Annotated in this window: 20 protein-coding genes and 1 riboswitch; of the genes, 5 read left to right on the top strand and 15 right to left on the bottom strand. The window is 64.5% G+C overall.

Going from position 1 to position 25,565, the window contains the following annotated elements:
* Positions 1 to 30: 30 nt before the first annotated feature.
* Positions 31 to 2,361 (bottom strand): ATP-binding protein, encoded by a 2,331-nt coding sequence (locus AC1RUR_RS28770; RefSeq protein WP_492850304.1) that lies wholly within the window; start codon positions 2,359 to 2,361, stop codon positions 31 to 33.
* 133 nt (positions 2,362 to 2,494) lie between these two features.
* Between AC1RUR_RS28770 and xth the strand changes: the two genes are divergently transcribed.
* Entirely contained in the window at positions 2,495 to 3,292 is a 798-nt protein-coding gene (gene xth / locus AC1RUR_RS28765) for an exodeoxyribonuclease III (RefSeq protein ID WP_492850302.1), read from the top strand.
* A 49-nt stretch (positions 3,293 to 3,341) separates the two neighbouring features.
* Here the strand turns inward: xth and AC1RUR_RS28760 are convergent, their stop codons facing one another.
* The 9 genes from AC1RUR_RS28760 to AC1RUR_RS28720 form a co-directional block, all read right to left on the bottom strand.
* Positions 3,342 to 4,163: a tetratricopeptide repeat protein gene (locus AC1RUR_RS28760; protein WP_492850300.1), complete on the bottom strand. Its 822-nt coding sequence runs from the start codon at positions 4,161 to 4,163 to the stop codon at positions 3,342 to 3,344.
* The gene (gene ilvD / locus AC1RUR_RS28755) at positions 4,150 to 5,874 is read right to left on the bottom strand and encodes a dihydroxy-acid dehydratase (protein WP_492850298.1); all 1,725 of its coding nucleotides are present in this window, start codon (positions 5,872 to 5,874) and stop codon (positions 4,150 to 4,152) included. The genes AC1RUR_RS28760 and ilvD overlap by 14 nt, the downstream gene beginning before the upstream one ends.
* Positions 5,875 to 7,143: 1,269 nt before the next feature.
* Positions 7,144 to 7,725 carry a hypothetical protein gene (locus AC1RUR_RS28750; RefSeq protein ID WP_492850296.1) on the bottom strand — a complete coding sequence of 194 codons (582 nt, stop codon included), beginning with the start codon at positions 7,723 to 7,725 and terminating at the stop codon, positions 7,144 to 7,146.
* Positions 7,726 to 7,799: 74 nt separating this feature from the next.
* The gene (locus tag AC1RUR_RS28745; RefSeq protein WP_492850294.1) at positions 7,800 to 10,031 is read right to left on the bottom strand and encodes a TonB-dependent receptor; all 2,232 of its coding nucleotides are present in this window, start codon (positions 10,029 to 10,031) and stop codon (positions 7,800 to 7,802) included.
* A gap of 114 nt (positions 10,032 to 10,145) precedes the next feature.
* Positions 10,146 to 10,360: riboswitch (cobalamin riboswitch) on the bottom strand.
* A gap of 61 nt (positions 10,361 to 10,421) precedes the next feature.
* Entirely contained in the window at positions 10,422 to 10,604 is a 183-nt protein-coding gene (locus tag AC1RUR_RS28740) for a hypothetical protein (protein WP_492850292.1), read from the bottom strand.
* A 153-nt stretch (positions 10,605 to 10,757) separates the two neighbouring features.
* The gene (locus AC1RUR_RS28735) at positions 10,758 to 11,015 is read right to left on the bottom strand and encodes a hypothetical protein (protein ID WP_492850290.1); all 258 of its coding nucleotides are present in this window, start codon (positions 11,013 to 11,015) and stop codon (positions 10,758 to 10,760) included.
* Between the two features lie 138 nt (positions 11,016 to 11,153).
* Positions 11,154 to 11,366, bottom strand: a complete 213-nt coding sequence (locus tag AC1RUR_RS28730) for a hypothetical protein (protein ID WP_492850288.1) — start codon at positions 11,364 to 11,366, stop codon at positions 11,154 to 11,156.
* 154 nt (positions 11,367 to 11,520) lie between these two features.
* On the bottom strand, positions 11,521 to 11,697 hold the full coding sequence (locus AC1RUR_RS28725) for a hypothetical protein (RefSeq protein WP_492850286.1): 177 nt from the start codon (positions 11,695 to 11,697) through the stop codon (positions 11,521 to 11,523).
* Positions 11,698 to 11,801: 104 nt separating this feature from the next.
* Complete coding sequence (locus tag AC1RUR_RS28720; protein ID WP_492850284.1) at positions 11,802 to 13,538, bottom strand: adenylate/guanylate cyclase domain-containing protein; 1,737 nt, start codon at positions 13,536 to 13,538, stop codon at positions 11,802 to 11,804.
* Between the two features lie 323 nt (positions 13,539 to 13,861).
* Here AC1RUR_RS28720 and AC1RUR_RS28715 point away from each other — a divergent pair, with 323 nt between their 5' ends.
* Complete coding sequence (locus AC1RUR_RS28715; RefSeq protein ID WP_492850282.1) at positions 13,862 to 16,048, top strand: lytic transglycosylase domain-containing protein; 2,187 nt, start codon at positions 13,862 to 13,864, stop codon at positions 16,046 to 16,048.
* 511 nt (positions 16,049 to 16,559) lie between these two features.
* Here the strand turns inward: AC1RUR_RS28715 and AC1RUR_RS28710 are convergent.
* Positions 16,560 to 16,751 carry a hypothetical protein gene (locus AC1RUR_RS28710; protein ID WP_492850280.1) on the bottom strand — a complete coding sequence of 64 codons (192 nt, stop codon included), beginning with the start codon at positions 16,749 to 16,751 and terminating at the stop codon, positions 16,560 to 16,562.
* Between the two features lie 1,115 nt (positions 16,752 to 17,866).
* Between AC1RUR_RS28710 and AC1RUR_RS28705 the strand changes: the two genes are divergently transcribed.
* The 3 genes from AC1RUR_RS28705 (at position 17,867) to AC1RUR_RS28695 (ending at position 21,274) form a co-directional block, all read left to right on the top strand.
* Positions 17,867 to 20,131: a PAS domain S-box protein gene (locus tag AC1RUR_RS28705; protein WP_492850278.1), complete on the top strand. Its 2,265-nt coding sequence runs from the start codon at positions 17,867 to 17,869 to the stop codon at positions 20,129 to 20,131.
* On the top strand, positions 20,128 to 20,799 hold the full coding sequence (locus AC1RUR_RS28700; protein WP_492850276.1) for a response regulator transcription factor: 672 nt from the start codon (positions 20,128 to 20,130) through the stop codon (positions 20,797 to 20,799). Before AC1RUR_RS28705 ends, AC1RUR_RS28700 begins: the two co-directional genes overlap by 4 nt.
* Before the next feature lie 88 nt (positions 20,800 to 20,887).
* Positions 20,888 to 21,274 carry a response regulator transcription factor gene (locus AC1RUR_RS28695; protein ID WP_492850274.1) on the top strand — a complete coding sequence of 129 codons (387 nt, stop codon included), beginning with the start codon at positions 20,888 to 20,890 and terminating at the stop codon, positions 21,272 to 21,274.
* A gap of 162 nt (positions 21,275 to 21,436) precedes the next feature.
* Here AC1RUR_RS28695 and AC1RUR_RS28690 read toward each other — a convergent pair whose 3' ends face one another.
* From AC1RUR_RS28690 to lpdA, 4 genes are all read right to left on the bottom strand, one after another.
* Entirely contained in the window at positions 21,437 to 21,685 is a 249-nt protein-coding gene (locus tag AC1RUR_RS28690) for a hypothetical protein (RefSeq protein ID WP_492850272.1), read from the bottom strand.
* A gap of 18 nt (positions 21,686 to 21,703) precedes the next feature.
* Positions 21,704 to 22,675, bottom strand: coding sequence for a tripartite tricarboxylate transporter substrate binding protein BugD (locus AC1RUR_RS28685; RefSeq protein ID WP_492850270.1), 972 nt, complete (start codon positions 22,673 to 22,675; stop codon positions 21,704 to 21,706).
* 87 nt (positions 22,676 to 22,762) lie between these two features.
* Positions 22,763 to 24,004 carry a threonine synthase gene (locus AC1RUR_RS28680; RefSeq protein WP_492850268.1) on the bottom strand — a complete coding sequence of 414 codons (1,242 nt, stop codon included), beginning with the start codon at positions 24,002 to 24,004 and terminating at the stop codon, positions 22,763 to 22,765.
* A 128-nt stretch (positions 24,005 to 24,132) separates the two neighbouring features.
* A complete protein-coding gene (gene lpdA, locus AC1RUR_RS28675) occupies positions 24,133 to 25,554 on the bottom strand; it encodes a dihydrolipoyl dehydrogenase (protein WP_492850266.1) in 1,422 nt (473 codons plus the stop codon).
* Positions 25,555 to 25,565: the final 11 nt, after the last annotated feature.

The following is a 25,565-nucleotide window of genomic DNA, read 5'->3' as shown; positions in this document are numbered from 1 at the left end:
GAAACGCATATTCAGGCACAGGGTTAGCGCTTATGCGCCCGTCATCTGCCTTTCCTCGTCCGTCCACTCCACCTCATCAGGCGTCAGCTCCGGCTGGAGCGGCGCGTCGTCCGTTATCACGTGTCCGTCCAGTGCACGCAGCAACGCCGCGACCAGCGCGGGCTTGCGCAGCGGCTTGGCCAGGAAGTCCGACATGCCGGCCTCGCGGCAGATCCTGACGTCGTCCGGAAAGGCATTGGCGGTGAGCGCGACGATCGGCAACGCTTCGAAGCGGCCGCCCTGTGCGCGGATCGCGCGGGTCGCGGCGAGGCCGTCCATGTCGGGCATCCGCACGTCCATCAGCACGACGTCGCAGTCCCCCTCGGAGGCCGCCGCGACGGCCTGGACGCCGTCGGTGACGACCCGCAGCTCGACGTCGAAGGCTCCCAACATCTTGGTCACGACCATGCGGTTGACGGCATCGTCCTCGGCGACCAGCACCTTTAGTGGGCGGTCGAGCTCGGCGATGCGGGCCTTGAGCTCATCGGCTTCGTCACGACCCGCCGCTTGATCGGAGGCCTGCGCCTGGCTCCAGGGCAGCACCAGTGTGAAGTGGAAGGTCGAGCCCTCGCCCGGCGTCGAAGTGACGCCGATCGTACCGCCCATCTGCTCGATGATGCGCCGGGAGATCGCAAGGCCAAGTCCGGTGCCGCCGAAGCGGCGGCTGATCGAGGCGTCGGCCTGCGCGAAATCGCTGAAGAGCTGGCCGAGTTTTTCGGGGGCGATGCCGATGCCGCTGTCCTTGACGGTCCATTCGACGGTCGCCAGCAGGTCGCGCCGCGCCTGGCAGGTGGCCGAGATCGTGACCTCGCCCTCATCGGTGAATTTCACCGCGTTGGACGCGAGGTTGAGCAGTACCTGGCGGATGCGCGCGACGTCGCCACGCAGCGTCGGCGGCAGGTTCGGATCGAGCTCGACCTTGATCGCGAGCCCCTTGCTCTTGGCGCTCGCGCGCACGACGGTCGCGATCGTCTCGACCAGCGTCCGCGGCGCAAAGTCGATCGCCTCGAACGCGAAGCGGCCGGCCTCGAGCTTGGATAGATCGAGGATGTCGTTGAGAATGCGCTGGAGGTTATCGCCGGACTCGCGGATCGTGGTGACGGCCTCGCGCTGCTCCGGATCGAGCCTGGTTTCGAGCAGCATGCTGGCGAGCCCGAGCACGCCGTTCATGGGCGTGCGGATCTCGTGGCTCATCACGGCGAGGAAGTCGGACTTGGCGCGGCTCTCGGCCTCGGCCTTTTCCGCGCGCCAGCGCTCGGTCACGTCGCGGCCGAAGCCGCGATAGCCGAGGAACTGGCCGTCGCGATCATAGGCCGGCTTCGCGGTCAGCGACCACAGCCGCGCCTCGCCGCCGGCGACGACCTTGAGGTTCATCTCGTGCAGCGGCTCGGCATGTTCCATCAGGCCGACGACGTTGTAGGCCGCGCTCTTGTCCTCGGGACAGAGCATGTCGAGCACGTCGGCGAATTGCGATCCCTTCAGAAGCGGCAGCGGCAGTTGCGCGACATCGGCGAAGCGCTCGGGCACATTGACCAGACGTCCCTCGGCGTCGGTCTGCCACAGCCAGTCGCTGGCGTTCTCCTGAAAATCCTTCAGCAGCAGCGAGATGATCTCGGTCTGGCGCTCGAGCTCGAGCTGGGCCTTGAGATTGCCGAGGAACAGGTTGCCTTGCGAGACGATGTTGCGCGCCATGAAGAACGCGAACAGCAGCAGGAACAGGGAGGTCACCAGATACGGCCCGGCGCCGCACAACAGCAGCGCGCCGGCGCAGCCGACCGTCATGGTGGCGAGATAAACGAGGCCGGCCCGCGGGAAGGTCGAGAGCGTGAAGGCGCCGCCGGACATCATGCCGACCATCAAACAGGCCAGGATCAGCTGGCTGGTCGGCTCGACATGTCTGAACAGCGCCAGTGGCAGCGTGCCCCAGATCGCGGCGAGGAAGAATGCCTGCCGCAGCATGTGCCGCGCGGCGCGGGGCGATGCCTCCTGCGGCGGATTCCGGTGCGACCGCCGCCACGACCGAAACGCAACCAGGGCGACGGCTGCGAGCGTCAGGCCCCAGACCGCGAGGAAGTCGTTCCAGCCCCTGCCCCAGAACAGGATCAGCACGATGGCGACGTTGAGCATGGTGACAGCCATCGTCACCGGGATCAGCCGCGTCACCGCGTCGATCTGCTTGGCGCGGATCCGGCGCAGCTCACGCTCGCTGAGATCGGCGGTCAGGCCGTCCTCGATCTCGAAGCCGCCGAGCCAATACAGGAACGCGCCGACCAGTCCGTCGCGCGGCTCAGTCCGTTGTGAAGCTTTGACCCGCCATCCCATCCGTAGAACCTTTTCCGTATCAATGGCCTGCGGCCCGCTTAAGCCGGGTTAATTTTGTGGGAGATTTTGCGGCGTCCTTGACGGGAGCGTTTGCATTTTGTTCTAACTGACGCCCCTGCCCGGAGCCGTCGATATGCCCATCAGAGTAGCCACCTGGAACGTGAACTCGGTCCGGCAGCGGATCGATCTGCTCCTGACCTGGCTGAGGGAGTGCCAGCCGGACATCGTCTGCCTCCAGGAGATCAAATGCGTCGACGAGGCCTTCCCGCGGCTGGAGATCGAGGCGCTCGGCTACAACGTCGTCACGCATGGGCAGAAGACGTTCAACGGCGTCGCCCTGCTCTCGAAGCTCCGGTTCGACGAGACCAAGTCGGGGCTCGCGGGCGACGACGAGGACGCGCATGCCCGCTTCCTCGAGGGCGTGGTGACGCTCAAGCGCGGGGTGCTGCGCATCGCCTGCCTCTATCTGCCCAATGGCAATCCGGTCGGGACCGAGAAATATCCCTACAAGCTCAAATGGATGTCGCGGCTTCTTGAATATTCAAAGGAGCGCCTCAAGACCGAGGAACCGCTGATCCTGGCAGGCGACTTCAACGTCATCCCGCACGCCCGCGACGTCCACAATCCCGCGGCCTGGACCGAGGACGCGCTGTTCAAGGCGGAGACGCGGGAGAGCTTCCAGTCCCTGCTCGGCCTCGGCCTGACCGACGCGCTGCGGGCGGTCACCGACGAGCCCGGGCTCTACACCTTCTGGGATTACCAGGCCGGCGCCTGGCAGAAGAACCATGGCCTGCGGATCGACCATCTCCTGCTGTCGCCGCAGGCCAGCGACCGGCTCGCCAATGTCGGCATCGACAGCTATGTGCGGGCCTGGGAGAAGCCGTCGGACCACGTGCCGGTATGGGCGGATCTGGATCTCGAGGCGGCGTAACGCCGCCTCTTTCTGGATCTGGAGGCAGCCTAACGCCGCCTCTTGGGGCTCACTCGCGGCGGCCCTGCACCCACTGCTCCAGCATTTGCAGGCACATGGCACGGTCGTCGTCGGAGGCCTTGGACAAGGCGCGGTTGTAGCTTTCCTTGATCCAGGTCTCTTCGCTACCTGCGCTGTCGCGAGCCAGCGTCAGCCACATCAGGCCGCGCGCGGCCTGCCGCGGCAGGCGGTCACCGTTGAACAGCATCTGGCCGAGCAGCGCCTGGGCCTCGTGCTGGCCCTTCTGCGCGGCAAGGCCGAGCCAGCGCGCGCCATAGCGGAAATCCTCGCGCGAGGCGTCCGGCGTCTTCAGGTACAGCCGGGCGAGGTCGTACTGGGCGTCCGCGTTGCCGAAATAGGAGGCCGCATAGGAGAACATCTCCCGCGCCCGGTCCTGGTCCGGCTTGATCTTCGAGTTCGGGATGCCGCTGAGATAATAGCGGCCGAGCGCAACGAAGGCATTGGCCACGATCTGCGCCTGCGGCGCCGACGGGCTGTCCTCGGCATGCGCGTTGGCGATCCGGCTGAAATATTCGAAAGCGCGCAAATCGTCCTGGGCCACGCCGTCGCCATTGGCGTACATGCGGCCGAGCTTCCACTGCGCGATCGGATGGCCGCCCTCGGCGGCATATTGCAGGGCGCTGAGCGAGGTTTCCTGGGTGGCCGGCGGCACCTTGCTGCGCACCGCACCCGCGGCTCCCGGCAGGGTCGTCACGACGGGGATGGTCGCGTCCTTCTGGTTGACCGGCGCGCCGTCGAAGGCGAGCGCGGGCGCGGCCAGCGCACCGACCCCCAACACAAACGCAACAATGGCACGCCTAGATGTCCGCATAGCACTGTTTCTCGTGCGCGCCGCCCGGATGGGTCACTGCCCCCCCGACCGCGGGTCCAACCTGCTGAGCATATTTCCAGAGCGCGCCCGTCGTGTGGTTAGTCGCGCGAGCGGTCCATTTGGTCTTGCGCTGGGCAAGCTCCTGGTCGCTCAATTTTACGTTAAGGGTACCGACGTCCGCGTCGATCTCGATGATGTCGCCGTCCTCGAGCAGCCCGATCGGGCCGCCGATGGCCGCTTCCGGCCCGACATGGCCGATGCAGAAGCCGCGGGTGGCGCCGGAGAAGCGGCCGTCGGTGATGAGCGCAATCTTGCCGCCCATGCCCTGGCCGGTCAGCGCCGCGGTGGTCTGGAGCATCTCCCGCATGCCGGGGCCGCCCTTGGGGCCCTCGTAGCGGATCACGATGACTTCGCCTTCCCGATAGGTGCGCTTCTGAACGGCCTCGAAAGCATCCTCCTCCCGGTCGAAGCACCTGGCCGGACCGGTAAACTTGAGGTTGGACATTCCCGCGACTTTCACGATCGCACCTTCTGGCGCCAGATTGCCCTTCAGACCCACCACACCGCCGGTGACGGTGATCGGCTTGTCTGCCGGGTGCACCACGTCCTGGTGCGGATTCCACTTCACGCTCTTGAGGTTTTCGGCGATCGTTCGACCGGTGACCGTAATGCAGTCGCCGTGGAGAAATCCGTTGTCGAGCAGCGTCTTCATCAGAAGCGGGATGCCACCTACTTCAAACATGTCTTTGGCGACATAACGGCCACCCGGCTTCAAATCCGCGACATAAGGTGTCTTTTTGAAGATTTCGGCGACGTCGAACAGGTCGAACTTGATGCCGCACTCATGTGCGATTGCCGGCAGGTGCAATGCAGCATTGGTCGAGCCACCGGAAGCCGCAACCACGGCGGCGGCATTCTCCAGCGCCTTGCGGGTGACGATGTCGCGCGGCCGGATGTTCTGGGCGATCAGGTCCATCACCGTCTCGCCCGCGGTCATGCAGAACGCGTCGCGGATTTCATACGGTGCCGGGGCACCGGCGGAGTAAGGCAGCGCCAGGCCAATCGCCTCGGAGACAGTCGCCATGGTGTTGGCGGTGAACTGGGCGCCGCAAGCGCCCGCCGAGGGGCATGCCACGCGCTCGATTTCGTCGAGGTCCTCGTCCGACATGGCGCCGACCGAGTGCTTGCCGACGGCTTCGAACATGTCCTGCACGGTGACCTGCTGCCCGCGGAAATTGCCGGGCAGGATCGAGCCGCCATAGATGAAGATCGAGGGCACGTTGAGGCGCACCATCGCCATCATCATGCCCGGCAGCGACTTGTCGCAGCCGGCAAGGCCGACGAGCGCGTCATAGGCATGACCGCGCACGGTCAGTTCGACGGAATCGGCGATGCATTCGCGCGACGGCAGCGAGGAGCGCATGCCGTCATGCCCCATGGCGATGCCGTCGGTGACGGTGATGGTGCAGAATTCGCGGGGCGTACCGCCAGCGGACGCCACGCCCTTCTTCACCGCCTGCGCCTGGCGCATCAGGGAGATGTTGCAGGGAGCGGCCTCGTTCCAGCACGAGGCGACGCCGACGAAAGGCTGATGGATCTGCTCGGTGGTCAGACCCATGGCGTAGAAGTAGGAGCGATGGGGCGCGCGCGAGGGGCCTTCCGTCACGTGACGGCTCGGCAGCCTCTGCTTGATGTTGGTCTTCGCGTCCATCGCAAACCAGTTTCCCCGGCCAACCCTTTCAGACCCGAAAAATCAGACCCAAGATTTGAATCGACCTTGGGATTTTCCGTCGCCTTGAGGACCGCCGCTGCCCCTGAAACATTAGAGAGATTTTATTCATGTTCGGGTGTGGCTAAAAAGCGGCGGTGATGCGAACTGGCGGTGATGAGGGTTAAATCCGCTGAGACTGTTGCGAAGACAGCACAATCGTTACCGGGAAGACACGAGGTTCGCTTACTGAGATACCCTCATCAAGCGGACGATCCACAACTCCAGGTTTTGTGAGCGCATATTGCGCCAAACTTTCCCTCAACCGCCACGCGCACACAAGTGAGTCGGTACGACTCTCCACTCGTCGACCACTCCTCCTCGTGCCCCGGCTCTGCAGCGCACCGCCGTGCCGGACGATGCTTCGCATCGCCGGGGAGACGCTGCGCTGCGTCCGGGGCACGAGGTGCAATTCGTTTCGCATCCATTCTCGATCACAGACATGCGTTCGCAGCCTCGCGGCGCATTTCGCCCGAGCTTTGCTTGATCTCTCCACCCTCATAACCAAGAGGGCGCAGGGAAGGCCGGGTGCTGACCTCGCACCCGCGGTCCGCTGCGCGAAAAGCGCACGCAGAAAAACCGCACAGCAGCATACAGGTGGTGCCGATCACTCGGCCTTCCCTGCGCGATGGTCGGACGGCTTATGCCGTGCTCTCCCGGGAGCCGAACTTTCCTTCTGGCCTCCCTCGCCCCGCGAATTGACGATGCTGTCCGCCCGGTTGGGCTCGCACACACCTCCGCGAAAGCTTGACCGTAGCAACGACGGCCAGGACCACACGGTTTTGCCGTACGCACGGCCCGCCCTATCGCCGCAGTTTTCCCGGCCCTGTCGACGAAGCCGGAAACTTACAGACGAGACGAACCTGACAGCGCCGCTCGTCCGCACGCGGCCGCGAGCTCACAGGGACTACCCGCCCTGCCCGCACCTTTCGTGCCGACGCTGCCGCGTCCACCGCAAGCCCGGCTCGCGAACAAGACGACCACATGATCGCCCCTCAAGGATGAGCCGGGATGGGCGACACATACGCCATTTCCGAATTTCGGTAAAGTGGAATATTTTCGCGGCAGCGGCTTGACAGCTTCGCGGGTGTTTTGCCCGTCGGGCAAGATCTCGCAGCCCGGATGGAGCGCAGCGTAATCCGGGGTTCTCACCTCGCTGAAAAACCTTCCCGGATCGCGCTGCGCTCCATCCGGGCTACGCGAGAGGACCGCTCAGGCCGACATCGCTCCCTTGCGCCCGAACGGCGCAAGCAGGCGGACGATCTCGCAGGCGGCGACGAGGCCGGCGAGCCAGACGGCGCTGGTCAGTCCGATCCGCGCCACGATGGAAGCGGTGAAGGCGCCCTCTCCGCCCAAGGTCGGCGTCGCGGCGAGCAGCACGAGCTCGTAGGCCGCGTAGGCGGCGATGAACGTGATCGCCAGCATCAGCGGGGTTCGGCCCTGCGGCAGCGCACGGAGCACTGCGGACGACACGGCGGTCGCGACCAGCGCAGCGGCGCCGATGACGAGCCCCCAGCCAATCGTGCTGCCGTCGATCGGATAGTGCAGCGCGCCGAAGCCGATGCTCTGGTTCACCAGCCATGCGCCGGTGACGACGAGCAGCGCAGGACGCAGCGGCAGCATTGCCGCCGCAACGACGGCGAAGGCCGCAAACGGCGTCGCGCAGGCCAGCGCGAAGCTCGCCAGTGCGCATGACACCGTGAGCAGCGCAAAGCCGAACATCGGCGCAAGGCGCGGCGCGACCGGATGAAGCCGGAAGCGGTCGGCGTGAGACGGCAGGATGCTGAGAGCCATGGGTGATCTCCTTCTTTTCGAATTCTAGTCCATTTGAGAGCCTGTGACAGCCCTCATCGCGGTCAGAGCCTTGATCAGAAATTGGCGCCGGCCTTGAGCAGATAAGTGCGGCCGGGCAGCGGATAGGCGCTGAAGCGGCCGTCCGTAAACGTGCTTGCGATCGCGTAGTCGTAGTAGAGCGCGTTCAGCAGGTTGTTGACGCTCAGCGACCAGAAATAGCGCTCGTATTGACCGCTGAGCTTGAGGTCGATCGTGCCATTGGCAGGGATCGGCCTCTGTGTCGCCGCCTGGTCGTTGTCCATGCGCCGCTCGCTCCAGAAGCGCGCGGTGGCGTCGAGCACCACATAGTTCTGCCAGATGTTCCAGGTGAGGCCTACACTCGCGGTGTAGCGCGACACCAGCGGCACGTCGTTGCCGGCCCAGACGCCCTCGCGGAACACGGCCCGTGTATAGGCCATGCCGGAGCGCAGCAGCAGAGAGTCGTTGACGCGATAGGACACACCGGTCTCCGAGCCGTAACGGCGGGTCGGATCGAGATTGGTGTTGTAGAACAGGATCGGACTGAAGTGGATCTCGTTGGTGAGGTCCATCAGGTAGACACTGCTCTGCAGCTGCAGCCCGCCCCCTCTGATGCGCAGCCCGCCCTCGACATCCTGCGAGGTCTGGGTCTTGAGCCGGAAGGTCTGCGGGACCGGATTGAAGAAGGGGTCGAATGAAGGGCCTGATGACACCCGCTCGTCGACGTCAGGTGTGCGGAACGCACGCGCAGCGCGACCGAACAGCGAGACCATGTCATTGAGGCGATGCTCGGCGCCGAGGTGCAGCGCATACTGAGTTTCATCGCTCCGGAGCGGGAGCGCACCGATGTCGGCATTGAATGGAGCTGCCGGGTCGAAATTGTCGCGCGCCGAGAGACTGATGGTCTGCACCCGCGCGCCGTAGGAGATGTCGGTCATGGGCGCCACACCCAATGTGTGCTGAAAATAGCCCGCAACCGTCTGCTGCCTGAGATCGTAATTGTGCCAGGGAGCGAGCCCCTGGCCGGCGCCGCGGTTCTGCTGAAAGCTCGCATCGTAATAGTCGAGGCCGGTCAACAGCTGCGACGGCATCCCCTGCAGCGAGCCCTTCACGCTGAGCCGCGGCGTAATCGACCATGTCGTCAGGTCGGCATCGACATAGGTCGACGTGAAGAACGCGGGAACCGGCGCCGGACTGGAGAAGAACGCGCTCTGCTGCTTCTTGTCGCGCGCGCCGCCGTCCACGATGAGATCGACGCCGTTGACCAGGGTTTTTGTGAAGCCCGCTGTCGCGCCAAGGCCCTGCTGGTTGGCGTAGTTGAAGGGTGTGCTGGTTCCCCGTCGGCTGGTCGCGAGCTCGTCGACGCCGATGGACGGATCGACGGCGCGGCCGCCCGGCAGCCGCAGCTCCTGATTGTCGCCGGTCACGGTGAAGAAGGCAGTCAGGCCGGGCGTGTTATAGTTCAGATTGCCGACGCCGTTCTCCTGGACATAGCGATTGTTGTCGCGGTAGCCGTCTGTCTTGACGGCATTGCCGTGAAACGAGGTCGACCACGGGCCGGAATTGAGCGACGTCGAGACATTGCCAAGCCTGGTGTTGAACGACCCGAATCCGGCCTCGATGCGCGCGGCAACGGGCGGCCCGCCGACGCCGTTCCTGGTGACGATGTTGATTACGCCGCCCACCGCATTGTCCCCATAGAGCACCGCGCCGGCATTGCCGCGCGTGATCTCGATACGCTCAATGGAGTTGAGCGGGATAGTGGACAGGTCCACCTGCGCGATGTCGATGTCATTCAGCCGCCGCCCGTTGATCAGCACCAGCGAATTGGCGGTGGCAAACGCACCGAAGCCGCGCAGGTCGACGCTGGTCTTCGCGCCGACCTGGCCGCCATAGAGCGTCGTGATCTGGGCGCCCGGCACTTGCGTCGCGATGATCTCGGCAAGAGTCTGCGAGGGCGCATGTGCGATGTCCGCGGCCGTGATGACGGTTGTGGCAGCCCCGACAATGCCTCCGTCGCTGGCGACCACCTTGCCGCCGGAGCCGGTTGCGCCGGCTCCATTGGCTGGCGGCGCTCCGCTCGCGGCTCGCCGCCTCGTCGTGTCGCCATCGCCGATCGCCCGGGCGCGCGTGCGGTTCTGATCGTCGGACCTGGTCACTTCGACCGGCGGCAGCTGCTCGGCAGCGGCTTGCTGCGCGAAGGCGGTGGGAAGATCGATCGAACAGAGGGAAACGGCAGCAACGATGCCGGCGTTAAAGCGCCTGGCGGCAAAGACAGTACGGGACACGGTTGTAACCTCGGTATGACGTCAGTGGCACGTCACAGCGAACGAGGTTCCAAGGCGGAGCGATCGATTGCTCCGGTGAAGCCAATGCCTGTACTCCCCGACCGACATCTTCGCGTGTGACCACGGCTGACGGCAGGTCTCCTGGCTCGCGGGTCGTTACCTCTACGTCGCCTTCCCAGGACCGAGATTCCCAGTGGCATATGACGAAAGATTCACCGCTTACAGTTGCGGGGGCAGCCGTGGCGTTGGGAAAATCCCGGCGTCGGGACAATCTCGCACCACGTTCCCTTTTGATCTCCGTGAGGAGAACCGTCGCCGATCAAACTAGGGGCGAGCATATGGAGAGTCAATCGACCGGTGGAACGATGAGCTCCAGCGCAAGGCAGACAATCAGGAAGGCTTCCGCGCCGCGCGCGTCGTGACCACCGCCCGCTCGCCGGCATCGACGAGCTGACCGATGCCGGTCCGGCCTGCGAGCGCGCAGCGGATGATGTTCTCGGCGACCGACCTGCGGAACCCATGGTCCTCGCCTGCGGGCCGATTGCGGCAAATCCGATCCAGCGCCAGCTTCATGTTGATCCGTGTACGGGTGTCGAAATGCTCACTGATCATTCGCCCGGCCCCGCTACGTGACGTTGGAGATGGTGGGGCGGAAACGTCCGACGAAACGCCCGGGTTCCGAAACCGGATCGAGCAACGTGCCGGCCGGCTACGCCCGCCCTCTTGCTACGCCCGCCCTCTTGGGCGCTGCGCCTGGGCCCAGGCCACAGTGACATCGCGCGGCGGGATGTCGATGCGCCTGATCGGCGTCAATTCGCCCGAGGCGGAGACGATCGCGGTCTCCTCGCGGCGACAGCGCGGGCACACGAAGCGGACCTCGCTCGGGGACGCCGACCAGCTCGAGCGTTTGACGTTGGCCGCCATCGGCCATGCGTCGCACTGCGAGCATGACACCAGAAACCGGCCGGGATCGAGCATACCCATTCCATCGGACTCCGCGTCCTGCCTGCTCCTACCAATGATGTGTCAGGTAAATCGTTCCGGTGCCCCAACACCGCCAGTTCCTCGCCGCCCAAGCGGCCGGCGATCCCAGCCCTCCGCTTCTGCCAAACCGCCGGCCGCTCAGTGAGCGCCCTTGAGCGTGCAGGACGTGGTGCAGGTGACCGTGTTGCCGTGGTCGCACGCCTTGCAGGCGGCGACGCACTGCTTCAGGTCGCGGGAATTGTAGGAGCTGTAGTTCCGCACCGGGCAGGCTGCGGTCGAGCCCGTGATGTCCTGCTCCTGGTTACAGGCCGCAGTCATGAGCGCGAGAATGAGAACCGCAACAACACGCATGGGACTGCCCCGTAAGAACACCGGCAAAGCAATATCCGCGAGACGCGCTGCATCGCAGCAGGCCTCGGCATTCCCAAAGCGAGCCATCGCGAATCGCGACGCTCACTCCCTGGAAGGATGCGTGCCAAATGTTAAGAACGGATTGCAGTTGCCCTCAGGCCGCAGCCCGGGTCGCAACCGCGGCCCGAGTCTCGCTCGCCAGCTGGTAATAGTGCTCGGCGAGCTTGAGATAGAATTCACGCTTGCTGCTGTCGGTAGCGAGCTTGGCGATCAGCTCGCATTCGGCCGTGAGCGTCTCGAACCGTTCCAGCCTGTCCTCAAGTTCTGTCATCGGCGTGTCCCCATCAAACGCCTCAAGGACGACAAACCTAGGCCCGGGAAATAGGTCACGGCGAACATCGTTATCGAGTAGAATCAAATTTCCCGCGCGGCGGCTTACTTCTGCTCCGGCCGCCAGGCGCCGTCCCACCCCTCCTCCGGCGGATTGGCCTCGAACTGCGCGATCCGGGCGAGCAGCGTGCGCGAGGGACCATCGCCGGGGACGGCTTCGAGCGCCGCGTTGAAGGCGGCGCTGGCCTCGTCGAAGCGGCGGGCGCGGTAGGCGGCAAGGCCTTCGGCGTAGTGCGTGCGCAAGCTGGCCTGCGCGGCGGTGAGCGCGCCGGCCCTCGCCATCACCTCGAAGACCACCTGCGGCGCGCTCTGGCCGGCGACCGCGAGGCAATCGATCTCGCGCAGCGCGAGGCGGTCACCGATCGCATCCGCCGTCGCTTGCGAGATCAGGATACGGGTGCCGTAGATCTTGTTGACGGCCTCGAGCCGCGAGGCGAGGTTCACGGCATCGCCCATCACGGTGAAGCTCATCATCAGCTCGGAGCCGATGCTGCCGGTGAGGACCTCGCCGGTGGCGATGCCGATGCGCAGGTCGCACGGCACGGGCATGGCGCGGATGCCGAGCAGGTCAGGCAATTGCTTCTGGAGCGCCGGCACCTGGTCGGCCATGTCGATGGCGGCACCGGCGGCCAGCAGTGCCGGCTCGTCCTCCTCGATGAAGGGCGGGCCCCAATAGGCCATGATGGCGTCGCCGATATATTTGTCGATGACGCCGCGATTGCTCCTGATCGGGACCGACATCACCGTGAAATAGTGGTTCATCACCTTGACGAGGCCGCGCGGGGTCATGCCCTCGCTCATCGAGGTGAAGCCGCTCATGTCGCAGAACATGATGGTCATCACCCGGCGCTGGCCGTCGATGGCGACCTCCGGCCGGTCGATCAGGCCCTGCACCACCTTGGGATCGATGTAGCGGCCAAAGGTCTCGCGGATGCGCTCATTGTGCCGGAGCTGCTCGATCATGCGGTTGAAGGCGGCCGCGAGCTCGCCGATCTCGTCCTGGGTCGAGACGGCGATGGTCTTGTCGAAGCGACCCGCCTCGACCTCGCGGGTGCCGGCCAGTAACAGCCGCACCGGCCGCGTGATGCCGCCGGACACCAGCAGCGCAAAGGCAAATCCGACGACCGCCGCAAGCAAGGTCACGATGCCCGACACGATGATCGCCTGCCGCTGGTGACCGATCACCTGCGACGTCGAGACGAAGACCTGCTTGAGCATGTCGGCGCGGATCGCATCGATCTTCTGGTTGAACTGGTCGCGGATCGCGTCGATATGCTCAAGCGTGCCGCGCGCCTCCGGCATCTGCTTGGCATCGACCTGCGTGAGGAGCTTTGCGTGGTCCTCGTTCATGTCGCGGCGCAGCTCGCTGACGGCGGTTTCGATGCGGATCTCGATCCGCGCCAGCGCGGCGTTGTCGGACGGCGTCCTGGGATCGTCGATGATCGCGTTGACGAGCGTGCGCGCGCTCTCCGCCTCCTCCTCGATCCTGCGGTCCGCCTCCTCGAACTCGCGCAGGCGCGCCGCATAGGCCTCCTCGTCCGAGGACGCCTGCATCCTCATCATGATCATCCGCCGCAGCGCGACCGACCGCTCCAGCGAGCGGATATTGGCGCGCGCCAAGTGCCCGTAGGCCGGGATGTAGCGGTTGGTCAGCTCGTCCAGGAGGACGCCGACCTTGCTCGACATCACCATCGACAGGATCGAGGTGACCAGCATCAGGACGATCAGTCCGAGCGCGATACCGACGATCTTGCGCCGGATCGACTGGTTGAAAAGCGGCATAGGTGCGGGGCAAAGGCTGAAAGGACCGATTGGGAACTCAATACACCGGATTTCGGCCCGGGAACACGCGCAATCTGGCCTTCGCGACGCTCCGAGCCGTGCGCAACCGTCGCGCGAGCCTTATTCGTTAACAAAAGGTTAAAAGACCCGTTCTATTCCCCGTTGCAAGAGTTCCCGCGCTCCATCCGTATTTTGCCGCATTGTTGCGACAGCGTGACAAATGCGAAACGATGCCGTGGCATCGTTTTCGATGTCATTTTGATTCTCGAGCCGCATGTTGTCGCGGATTTTGGTTTGTACTGGTTTCGCAGGGGGACCACGGAATGAACCAGTGCCTACGCTCGCTCGCGTGTGTCGTTGCCATGGCCGCTTTGGCCTTTCTCCCCACTGAGTTGGCAGCAAAGAGCAGTCACAAGCCGTCCGCGTCGAAGAAGACGCATGAGGCAAAGGCCGGCAAGCAGCGCCATGCCGCGGCCAAATCACGCCACGGCAAGCATGCCGAGGCCAAGCGCAAGTCGAAGACGCAGGACGACGAGCCGTCAGACAAACCGGCAGCCCCGCCGCTGACCGGCGATCTCGCCGCGCTGAAGGACGCGATCGATCTCGCGCGCAAGGGCAAGACCGAGGATGCGAGCGCGGCGCGCGACCGCATCGCTGACCCCGCCGGGCAAAAGCTCGCCGACTGGTTCATGCTGCGCCACTCCGAGAGCACCGCGAATTTCAAGCGCTATGCCGGCTTCCTCGCCGCCAATCCGGACTGGCCCAGCAGCGCGCTTCTGCGCCGGCGCGCCGAGGCGCGGCTGTGGCAGGAGAAGACCGACGCGGCCACCGTGCACAAATTCACCATGGACCGCCCGACCAGCGCCAAGGGCAAGTTCGCGCTCGCGCGCGTGCTGATCACCGAAGGCGACAGCGACAGGGCTGCCCGTCTCGTGCGTGACGCGTGGCGGACCGACGAATTGTCCGAGCGTAGCGAGGAGGACGCCTACGAGGCGTTCCGCGACCTCCTGACGGCCGACGATCATCGCGCCCGCATGGACAAGCGGCTCGGCGCCAAGGACTATGCCGGCGCAAGGCGCGCGGCAAAACGGCTCGGCGAGGATGCGCTCGCGATCGTCAAGGCCTGCGCCGCCGTCACCGGCAAGGCCAACAAGGCCAAGGACTATCTCGATGACGTCTCCGCCGAGGCGCGCCGCGATCTCGGCTATGTGCTGTGCCGCGCGCAATGGCATCTCCAGAAAGACCGCATCGACGATGCGGCCGAGGTGATCCTGGCGGCCGCGCCCGACACCATGGCGGCGCAGGACACCGACGCCTGGTGGCGCGAGCGCCGTCTGCTGGCACGCAAACTGCTCGACCAGGGTAAGTTCAAAACGGCTTACGACGTTGTGCGCGCGGCGGCCGTGCCGGCGATGGAGGTCTATCGCGTCGACCATCACTTCATGTGCGGCTGGATCGCGCTGCGCTATCTCGACGATCCCGGGACGGCAATGATGCACTTCGCCGCGATCGACGAAGGCTCGGCCAATCCGCTTGCGCTGTCGCGCGCCAATTACTGGCGCGGCCGTGCCGCCGAAGCGATGGGCGCGGCGGCCGACGCGCGCCAGAGCTATCGGGCGGCGGCGCGCTATCCGACCGCCTATTACGGCCAGCTCGCCCGCGCAAAGCTCGGCCTCGACCGCATCGAGCTGCGTCCGCCCTCGCCCGTGCTGGCGGCGGCCGACACGCCAGCCTCGGACGAGCGCGTGCGCGCCGCCGACATGCTCTACGGCATCGGCGAGCGCGACACGGTGTTGTACTACGCCGAGGATTTCGCCAAGGAGAGCACCGACGTCGCCGCCCTCGAAGGCCTCGGCGAGCTGGCCGGGCGGCGCAACGATGCCCGCGTGATGCTGGAGGTGGGCAAGTCGGCGCTGGCGCGCGGGCTTGCGCTCGACCATTACGCCTTCCCGACCATCGGCATTCCCGAGCACAAGCAGGTGGCGCCGGCGATCGAGACCAGCATGATCTATTCGGTCGCCCGCACCGAAAGCTCTTTCGACCAGCGTGACAAGTCGCCCGCCAATGCGGTCGGCCTGATGCAGGTCACGCCGGAAGCGGGCCGCGACACCGCAAGGCGCTTCGGCCTGACCTATGACTGGGACAGGATGGTTTCCGATCCCGTCTACAACACGCAGATGGGCGCGGCCGAGCTCAGCGCGCTGCTGTCGGAATATCGCGGCAACCAGATCATGACCTTCGCCGGCTACAACGCCGGCCGTGGCCGTGTCCGCGAATGGGTGCAGGCGCGCGGCGACCCCAGGGATCCCAATATCGATCCGGTCGACTGGGTCGAGCGCATCCCGCTGTCGGAGACGCGCAACTACGTCCAGCGCGTGATGGAGAACGTGCTTGTGTACCGCGCGCGGTTCGATGGCAGCAGCGTGGTCGCCGGCAAGAGCGATGCGCGCGTGGTGACGCAAGACGCGAGCGCCGCGGCAACGCCCGCGAGTCTTGTGGGCGGGGATTGATCCCTGGAATCGCCGGGTGGGTTAGCGAAGCGCAACCCACCACTTTTGTCGTGGCGGGCACGTCTGCCGCTAACCCACCCTCCCTGGTCGACGCTCCGGGGCTGGACAGGGCGCCTTCCAGGTCGCGGTGGCTGCCGCCCAAACGGGCTCTGCTAGCCGTCACCGCCTTCGACCATAGTCGGGTCGTGAGCGCCCCGAAATGCGTTGGTCAATGCCAGCGAGAAAGTCCACATCTGCAACGTGGAGCTCCAGCACGAGACCGCACCGAGGACTGCGAGGACAGCGCCCGTGCTGCGGGCGACGACCGCAATGTTGTTTGCCTGCGTCGCGGCGAGGCCCGGCATCGACCACTCCATCATCCGCGTCGCGAACTCGTTTCGGTGATAGCAATCGTAGCCACAGTACCGGCGCTGCGTCCGCATATGTCGGATATAGCCGGATCGGAGTCGCTGCGAGCAGGTGCTGCACACAGCCTCGCGCGACGGCGGCTCATGATTGACAAACGCGAACCTCATGAAGCCGCCCTCGCGCGAACCTTCCGCTCCGCCAGGGCCTCGTAAAACAACACGTAGCATTCATAGTCGCAGTAAGGCAGATGCGTCCCGATCTCGCGCAGATAGCTGCCGCCGCGCTCGCAGCACTGCATGCAGTAGGTCTGCCGGAATGGCCTCCAGTCGTTCACCGGTACGAGCGCGAATTTCATGTGGCACCTCCCAATGCGAAGCAATAGACGGTATCCAGCGGAGAGAGCGCAGGCGGTGGCGCGCAAAGATGATTCCGGCCGTCGGGATTATCCCTGTTCCGCTCCACCTTCTGAGACGGGACCAGGATGTATTTGCCGTCTTCCCTGCGCCGCGCAAAGATCTTGCCGTCCTCGTACCTGATCTCGGTAGGGTAGCAGTCTGCGCTGTTGCAGCAGCTGTGCGCCGGATTATCCGGCATATGCCAGGTCGAATAAAACCTTTCGTGCAGAGCCTGATCCTGAGGAGGATGGTGTCGATGGGCGGTACCTTGTCCCGCCTCCTGCGCCTGGGCTGCCGCAGCGAGGCCAGGAAGGAGAACGCTCGAGAAGAGAAGCTTCCAAGACCGGTTCAACGCGCAGCCTCCTGGATCAGAACGACCGAACAGCGCAGCTCCCGCCGATCTCACGCCAGCTGCATCCGGAACAACCATCGGCGGTCGCGTTCGCTGCGCGTCCGGAAACGATCGAGGCACTTCCTGGAGCAGATCGCGGTTCGCGAGGAATAGTAACGGATCAGCCCGAACTTCCGGCCGCAGACGGCACAGCCATTGTCCGAAGGACGACGCTCAGGGTGTTCGGGCTTACCGCACATCGTTCTCTCCCTCGTGTTGCCTGCGCTCTTGCTCGTTCGATTCCTTCGACCTCAGACGGGTAGTGAATTACCAGGATTGCGGCTGCGTCGTCGCGGTGCGTGCAATGGCCGCGCACCGGCCCTTCCCGATTGGTTGTGAGGCTATTCCGCCGGCAATGAAGCGCTCAATTGTACGGAGGTAAATGACCGACATGACTAGGGATGCGGGAGCTATACCTAGGTTTGTCCCGTAGTTGCCCGAGGTCATGCGGCGGCGCGTTCGCAACGAGGCGGCGCAGACCTCGCCAATTGCACGGTGACCGCGAAACCTGGGTCGGCATGACCGCGCTCGATGCACCACCCATGAACGGCGCCGCAACTGCAAATTCGATGGCGTGTCATCGTTCGACCGCCGCCAATCCAGCTCCGGGTCGGAAAGAATTGCCCACGCTGCTGCAACGTGCTCTATTTGTGTTCGCCGCAGGGAGCGCCGGGACCGTCTGCGATGAAGCTAGGCCGGGCAGCGACATTCGGAACGCTAGCCGCGCAGTTCATCCTGGGCTGCGTCGGATTGGCGGTGGTGACTGCGGCCTGCTTTTTCCTCCAGGTCGGGCTCGCAGCGACCGCCTTCTGCTATCTTGTGGTGATCCTGCTGTTCGCACTCACGGACAGCTTCCTGGCCTCCGGTCTCCTGACCCTCCTCGCAGTCGCTGCGCTCGCCTATTTTTCGGCCCCGCCCCTCTTTGATTTCCAGATCTCCGATCCGCGGGATCGGCTGGTGATCCTTCCGTTCCTTCTCGCATGCCTGGTCGGGTCTGGGTTGATCCAGCAGTGCCGCAGTGAACGGCAAGCCGTCTCGGCCAAGCAGAGGCCGGAATACGGCGATGCAGGCTTGCGCGCAGCAGTCAGGCAATGGCAGCAAGTCTTCGAGCACAATCCGGTCATGTACTTCATGGTCGATCCGGCCGGAGCCGTAGTGAACGTGAACACGTACGGCGCCGCACAGCTGGGCTATAGGGCGTCGGAATTGATCGGCCAATCGGTGATGGACGTGTTTTTCGAGCAGGACCGCGACTTCGTCCGCCAGTGTGTCGCGCTGTGCCTCGAGACCGTCGATCAGCCCCACACATGGGAAATCCGAAAATTGCGAAAAGACGGCTCGGTCCTGTGGGTGCGCGAGAACGCCAAGGCCATGTTGCGCGCCGATGGCAGACCGGTCGTGCTGATCGCCTGCGAAAATGTCACCGAGCGCAAGGAAGCGGAGAACGCATTGCGGCAGAGCGAGGCCTACCTCGCCCAGGCACAGGAACTGAGCCGCACCGGCAGCTTCGGTTGGAGAGCCGCGACCGGCGAGATCACCTGGTCGAAAGAGACGTTTCGGATCTTCCAATGCGACGAGGCGGCGATGCCGTCGATCCCGTTCATGCTCCAACGCATCCATCCGGAGGACCGGCTCGCCGTGGAACAGGTCACGGGTCGGGCCGCGCGCGAAGGCCGAGATTTCGATCACGAATACCGGCTCGTGATGCCCGACGGCTCCGTGAAATACGTCCGTGCGGTGGCCCGCGCCACGCGAGATGAAGGCGGGGCCACGGAGTTCGTTGGCTCGGTGACCGACATCACGGCGGCCAAGGAGGCAGAACGAAGGTTCCGTGAAAGCGAGCAGCGCTTTCGCGACTATGCCGAAACCGCGTCCGACTGGTTCTGGGAGACCGGACCGGACCATCGCGTCACCCAAATCTCCGAACATTCCGAGACCGCCGGCATGGCCCCTTCCGGGGTGGTCGGGCTTGCACGCTGGGACATCGCTCCCGACGCTGAGACCGAACCGCAAAAGTGGCAGGAGCATCGCGCGGCACTCGATGCTCACGTACCGTTTCGCGATCTGGTGTATCGGAGCAAAGACCGGAACGGGCAGCCGATCTACGTTCGCACCAGCGGCAAACCGTTCGTCGACACCAACGGCAATTTCCTCGGCTATCGTGGCGTCTGCACCGATGTGACCGCAGCCATCCGGGCCGACCAGGCTGAAGAGGCGCTGCGCAAGGCGCAAGCCGAGCTCGCCCATGTGACGCGCGTCACGACGCTCGGCGAGCTGACCGCCTCGATTGCCCATGAAGTCAACCAGCCCCTCGCCGCGGTGATCGCCAACGCCGATGCCTGCATCGGCTGGCTCCAGCGCAGTCCGCCCGATCTCAAGGCGGCGCGCCGATCGGTGGAGTGGATCATCGAAGACGGCAACCGCGCCAGCGAGGTGATCCGTCACGTCCGGGCGCTCGCCAAGAAAGCCGACATCGAGATGGTGCCGCTCGACGCCAACGGGGTCGTCAGGGAGGCCGTCGCGCTCGTTCAGCGTGAGATGGCCAGCCACGCCATATCGGTGCGAATGGAGCTGTCGTCACAGCTGCCCAGGATTTTCGGCGATCGAATCCAATTGCAACAGGTCCTGATCAACCTGATGATGAACGCGATTGAGGCTATGGAGGGTATCGTTGATCGTCCACGCGAGCTGGCGATCCGCTCGGGCGCGGACGGAAACGGAGCGGTGCTGGTGACCGTGATGGACCGCGGCCCCGGCATCCGTGAAGACGCCATCGACCGGATGTTCATGCCATTCTTCACCACGAAGTCCGGCGGTATGGGCATGGGGCTGTCGATCTGTCGTTCCATTGTCGAGGCCCATGGCGGACGGCTTTCGGCGTCGCCCAATCAGGGCCGAGGCGCGACATTTCAGATCAAGCTGCCCTTGCATCAAGAGGAAGCATCGTGACAGAGCGCGCCAAGCCTTTCCCGCCTCAGGCGAACGACGATCAGCCGATCGTCTTCATCGTCGACGATGATCCGTCAATGCGCCGGGCGCTCACCAATCTCTTTGAGTCGGTCGGCCTCAGGGTCGAGGCATTTGGTTCGGCGCCGCAGATCCTGCAAAGAAAACCGCCGGAAGTCCCCAGTTGCCTGGTACTTGACATCCGTCTGCCGGGACTGAGCGGCCTTGACCTCCAGGCCGACCTCGCCAGCGCAAACATCCACACACCGATCATTTTCATCACCGGTCATGGCGATATCCCCATGACCGTACGGGCCATGAAGAGCGGCGCCGTCGACTTCCTGACCAAGCCGGTACGCGACCAGGACATTCTCGACGCGGTTCAGGCCGCGATCGAGCGGGATCGCAAGCGCCGCAACCTCGATAAGACGGTTTCGAATGTCAGATCCCGCTTCGAGTCCCTCACCCCGCGAGAGCGAGACGTCTTGTCGCTGGTTACGTCCGGCCTGATGAACAAGCAGGTGGCCGCCGAGCTGGGACTGGCCGAAATCACCGTCAAGATCTATCGCGGCCAGATCATGCGGAAGATGGGAGCGAAGTCGCTCGCGGACCTGGTGAGAATGGCCGAGGCGCTGGGGATTCAGCGCGCCAAGCCCGACATACAAACCTAAGTATGCTTCCAAATCCTGCCCGGCAGGCTCACGTTACGCATCGCCGCAGTGCGTCAGCAAGCGTATTCCCAGGCGAGGAGCGGACGTCTTGTCAGTGCCTTCGGTGATTGCGGTGCTTGACGATGACCCCTATGTGCGGGCCGCGATCAACAATCTTCTGGAGTCGCGCGGTTACGTCGTCCACACATTTGCCTCGGCCGAGGAGTTTTTGGGGTCGACCGATGTGAAGGGGGCCTCGTGCGTGATAGCGGACGTGCAGATGGCGATGATGAGTGGGATCGACCTGTTGATACAGATGCGAGCCCAAGACTCGACGACACCGTTCATTTTCATCACGGCGTTCCCGGATGAAAGCGTGCGGACACGTGCGCTCAAGGCCGGGGCAATCTGTTTTCTTGGCAAACCGTTCGCCACCTCGGACCTGATGCAATGTCTGGAGATGGCACTGGGTGGACGCCGGGCAACCACGGCGTGATGTTCAGCTGTGAGCGAGCATGGCTCCTCATCGCCGCCCCTCATTGCAATATGGTTTCTGCAAATAGGAGCCCTCACGTGAGCCCCCACAAAGGGACCAAGAAAGGCCCCAACTTCCTCCGATCCCGCGGGCCATCCTTCGAGACGGCCGTTACGCGGCCCCTCACGATGAGGTCTGTGTGTGTCGCACGCTGAAAAATAGATCTAACCGAGCAAGCCCATACGCCGGAGCGATCGCACGAAGATCTTGCGGCGTCAGATCGTCCTGCTCAACCTTGCAGGTTCGTAGCGACTCTTTCGCCTGCGATGGCACACCTGCATCACGACACCAGGCAATCGTCTGGGTCAGGCGTTCGATGAACATGCGCTGCTCCTGAAGATTGTCGAGGCCAGCGACCGTCTCGTCCGTCATGAGCCCGCTCTTCCCGCCTCAATCCACCTTGATGTTCGCCGCCTTGATGATCGGCCACCATTTTGCGATCTCGGCTTTCTGTCGCGCGCCGAGCGCCTCCGGCGTGAGCTGATCCTGCGGCGTCATCTCGAGGCCCTGGCTTTCGAGCTGCTTCCTCACGGCGGGATCGTTCAGCGCTTCCACGGCGGCGGCGTTGAGCTTGGTCAGGATCTCCTTCGGCGTGCCCTTCGGCACCCACATTCCCGACCACAGCGTCATGTTGAAGCCTTTCAGCCCCGCCTCCTCCGCGGTCGGGATGTCGGGCGCCGAGGCCAGACGCTTGTCGTCGGTGACGGCATAGGCGCGGATGGTGCCAGCGCGGACCTGATTGATGGAGTTGGAGGTCTGGTCGACGATGACATCGATCTGGCCGGCGATGAGATCGTTCAGCGCCGGCGCGGTGCCGCGATACGGGACGTATTGCAGCTTGATGCCGGAGACACTTTCGAAATAGACGCCGGCGATGTGGCTGCCGGAGCCTGCGCCTGCGGTGCCGGCGGTCGCGGGCGACGGGCGCGACTTCAGCCAGGCGAGCAGCTCCTTCAGCGAGGTTGCGGGCACCGCGCTCTTGCTGACGACGATCATCGGGTTGCTCGGCAGCAGTACCACGGGTTCGAGGTCCGTGACGAGATCGTAGTTGAGCTTGTAGACGGCGCCGTTGGCGACGTGGGTGCCGAGATGGCCGAACGAGATCGTGTAGCCGTCAGGCGGTGATTGCACGGCCCGGCCGACGCCGATCGAGCCGCCGGCGCCGGTGACGTTCTCGATCACCAGGGGCTGGCCGAGCGAGGTCCGCATCCGCTCGGCGAGCACGCGTGCCATCGCATCCGACGGGCCGCCGGCGGCAAAGGGCACGATGATGGTGACGGGCCGCGAGGGATAGTCATCGGCGCGCGCGGCGCCGGTGAGAGCGAGGATACCGATCAGCGCGGCCCAGACGGCCTTGTTCATTGCACTCTCCCCAGCGATATCATTCTTATTTTTATCTCTTCCCGCGTACGGGAAGAGAGATCGTTCGTGAAGAGACGAAATGACGCGCTAGAACTGCGTGTAGTCGATCGGCTTGTGGCGATCGAGCGTGCGGGTGACCGGCGGCAGCGGATATTTCAGGCCGGTCGCGCAGTTGAACAGCATCACGCGGTCGGTCTTGCTGACGCGGCCGTCGGCGAGGCTCTCCTTGTAGGCGGCGTAGGTTGCGGCACCCTCGGGGCAGAGCAACAGCCCCTCCTCGCGCGCGACCTCGTTCAGTGCCGACGAAATCTTGTCATCGTCGACCGCAATGGCAAAACCCTTGCTCTGACGCACCGCGCGCAGGATGAGAAAATCACCGATCGCCTGCGGCACGCGGATGCCGGAGGCGATGGTGTGGGCGTCCTCCCAGCGCGTGGCGTGCTCGGTACCGGCCTCATAGGCCCGCACCATCGGCGCGCAGCCCGACGCCTGCACCGCGACCATGCGCGGGCGCTTTGAGCCGATGAAGCCGATCTTCTCGAGCTCGTCGAATGCCTTCCACATGCCGATCAGGCCGGTGCCGCCGCCGGTCGGATAGAAGATCACGTCGGGGACGTCCCAGCCGAGCTGCTCGGCAAGCTCCAGGCCCATCGTCTTCTTGCCTTCGATGCGGTACGGCTCCTTCAAGGTCGAGGTGTCGAACCAGCCGACCTTGGCCTTGCCCTCGCCGACGATCTTGCCGCAATCGTCGATATAGCCGTTGACGCGATAGACCGTCGCGCCCTGGAGCTCGATCTCGCTAACGTTCACCTCGGGCGTGTCGGCCGGGCAGAAGATCGTGGTCTTGATGCCGCAGGAGGTCGCGTAAGCCGCGAGCGCCGCGCCGGCATTGCCGTTGGTCGGCATCGCCATGTGCTTGATGCCGAGCGCCTTGCCCATCGACACCGCCATCACCAGGCCGCGCGCCTTGAACGAACCGGTCGGCAGCCGTCCTTCGTCCTTGACGATGATCTCGCCGCCGCCGAGTTTCTTGCCGAGCTTGGGCAGCCGGATCAACGGCGTCGTCACCTCACCGAGCGAGACGATATCGCTGCATTTGCGCACCGGCAGCAGCTCGCGGTAGCGCCACATGTCGGCGGGACGGTCGCTAAGCGCATCCTTGGTCAGCGCCTTCTTCACGCCCGCAAGGTCATAGCGCACCAGCAGCGGCTTGCCGGCCTTGGAGAGGTTGTGGACCTGATCGGCGGCGTAGTGATCGCCTTCCATCGCGCATTCCAGATGCGTGACGAAGGTCGGGCGTTCGATGGTGAGGTTGTCGTTGTCGTGCATGGGATGATTTCCTTCTTATTTTGCAAACGGCTCTCTATGCTCGTCATTGCGAGCGAAGCGAAGCAATCCAGAGTCTTTCCGCGGAGCCAGTCTGGATTGCTTCGCTTCGCTCGCAATGACGGCGGCGGTCAAATATTCAACACCCTTCCATAGGCATCCAGCACGGCTTCCTTCATCATTTCCGACAGCGTCGGATGCGGGAACACCGTGTGCATCAGCTCTTCTTCCGTGGTCTCCAAATTCATCGCGACGACGTAGCCCTGGATCAGCTCGGTGACCTCGGCGCCGACCATGTGGGCGCCCAAGAGCTGGCCGGTCTTCTTGTCGAAGATCACCTTGACCAGGCCCTGGTCCTCGCCGAGCGCGATCGCCTTGCCGTTGCCGACGAAGGGGAAGCGGCCGACGCGGATTTCTCGGCCGCCTTCCTTGGCCTTGGCTTCGGTGAGACCGACCGAGGCAACCTGGGGCTGGCAATAGGTGCAGCCCGGGATCAGGTTCTTGTCCATGGGATGCGGATGCAGGCCCTTGATCGCCTCGACGCAGATCACGCCTTCATGCTCGGCCTTGTGCGCCAGCATCGGGGGACCGGCGACATCGCCGATGGCGTAGATGCCGGGGATGTTGGTCTTGCCGTAGCCGTCGATCACGATGCAGCCGCGGTCGGTCTTCACGCCAAGCTTTTCGAGGCCGAGATTCTCGATATTGCCGACGACGCCGACGGCTGAGATCACCCGCTCGAACTCGGTGGTCACGGGCTTGCCCTTGCCGTCGTCGATGGTGGCGACGACGCTGTCGGCCTTTTTCTCCAGCTTGGTCACCTTGGTCGAGGACATGATCTTGATGCCCTGCTTCTCCAGACGCTTGCGCGCGAGGCCGGCGATCTCCGCGTCCTCGACCGGCAGGATGTGCGGCAGCACCTCGACGACCGTGACCTCGGAGCCCATGGTGTGGAAGAACGAGGCGAACTCGATGCCGATCGCGCCGGAGCCGACCACCAGCAGCGACTTCGGCATCTTCTCCGGCACCATCGCCTCGAAATAGGTCCAGATCAGCTTCTTGTCGGGCTCGAGCCCCGGCAGCACGCGCGGCCGTGCGCCGGTCGCGACGATGATGTGCTTGGCCTGGTAAGTCCCCTCGCCCAGCGAGCCCTTCGGCGCCTCGACATCGGACTTCTTCACGGTGACCTTGCCGGGCGCGTCGATCGAGGCGGCGCCCCAGATCACGCTGACCTTGTTCTTCTTCATCAGGAAGCCGACGCCGTCATTCAGCCGCCTGGAGACGCCGCGCGAGCGCTGCACCACGGCCTTCGGATCGAACGAGACTTTCTCCGCCGACAGGCCGTAGTCCTTGGCATGCTGCATGTAATGGTAGATCTCGGCAGAACGCAGCAGCGCCTTGGTCGGGATGCAGCCCCAGTTCAGGCAGATGCCGCCGAGATAGGATTTCTCGACGATCGCGACCTTGAAGCCGAGCTGGGCGGCGCGGATCGCGGTGACATAACCGCCGGGGCCGGAGCCGATGATGATGACGTCGAAGGATGTATCGGCCATGGCGGCTCCCG

The organism is Bradyrhizobium sp. GW821-FHT12B03, from assembly GCF_058807535.1.
Note: the sequence above shows the minus strand (reverse complement) of the source record. Positions and strands in the feature narration are given on the sequence as shown.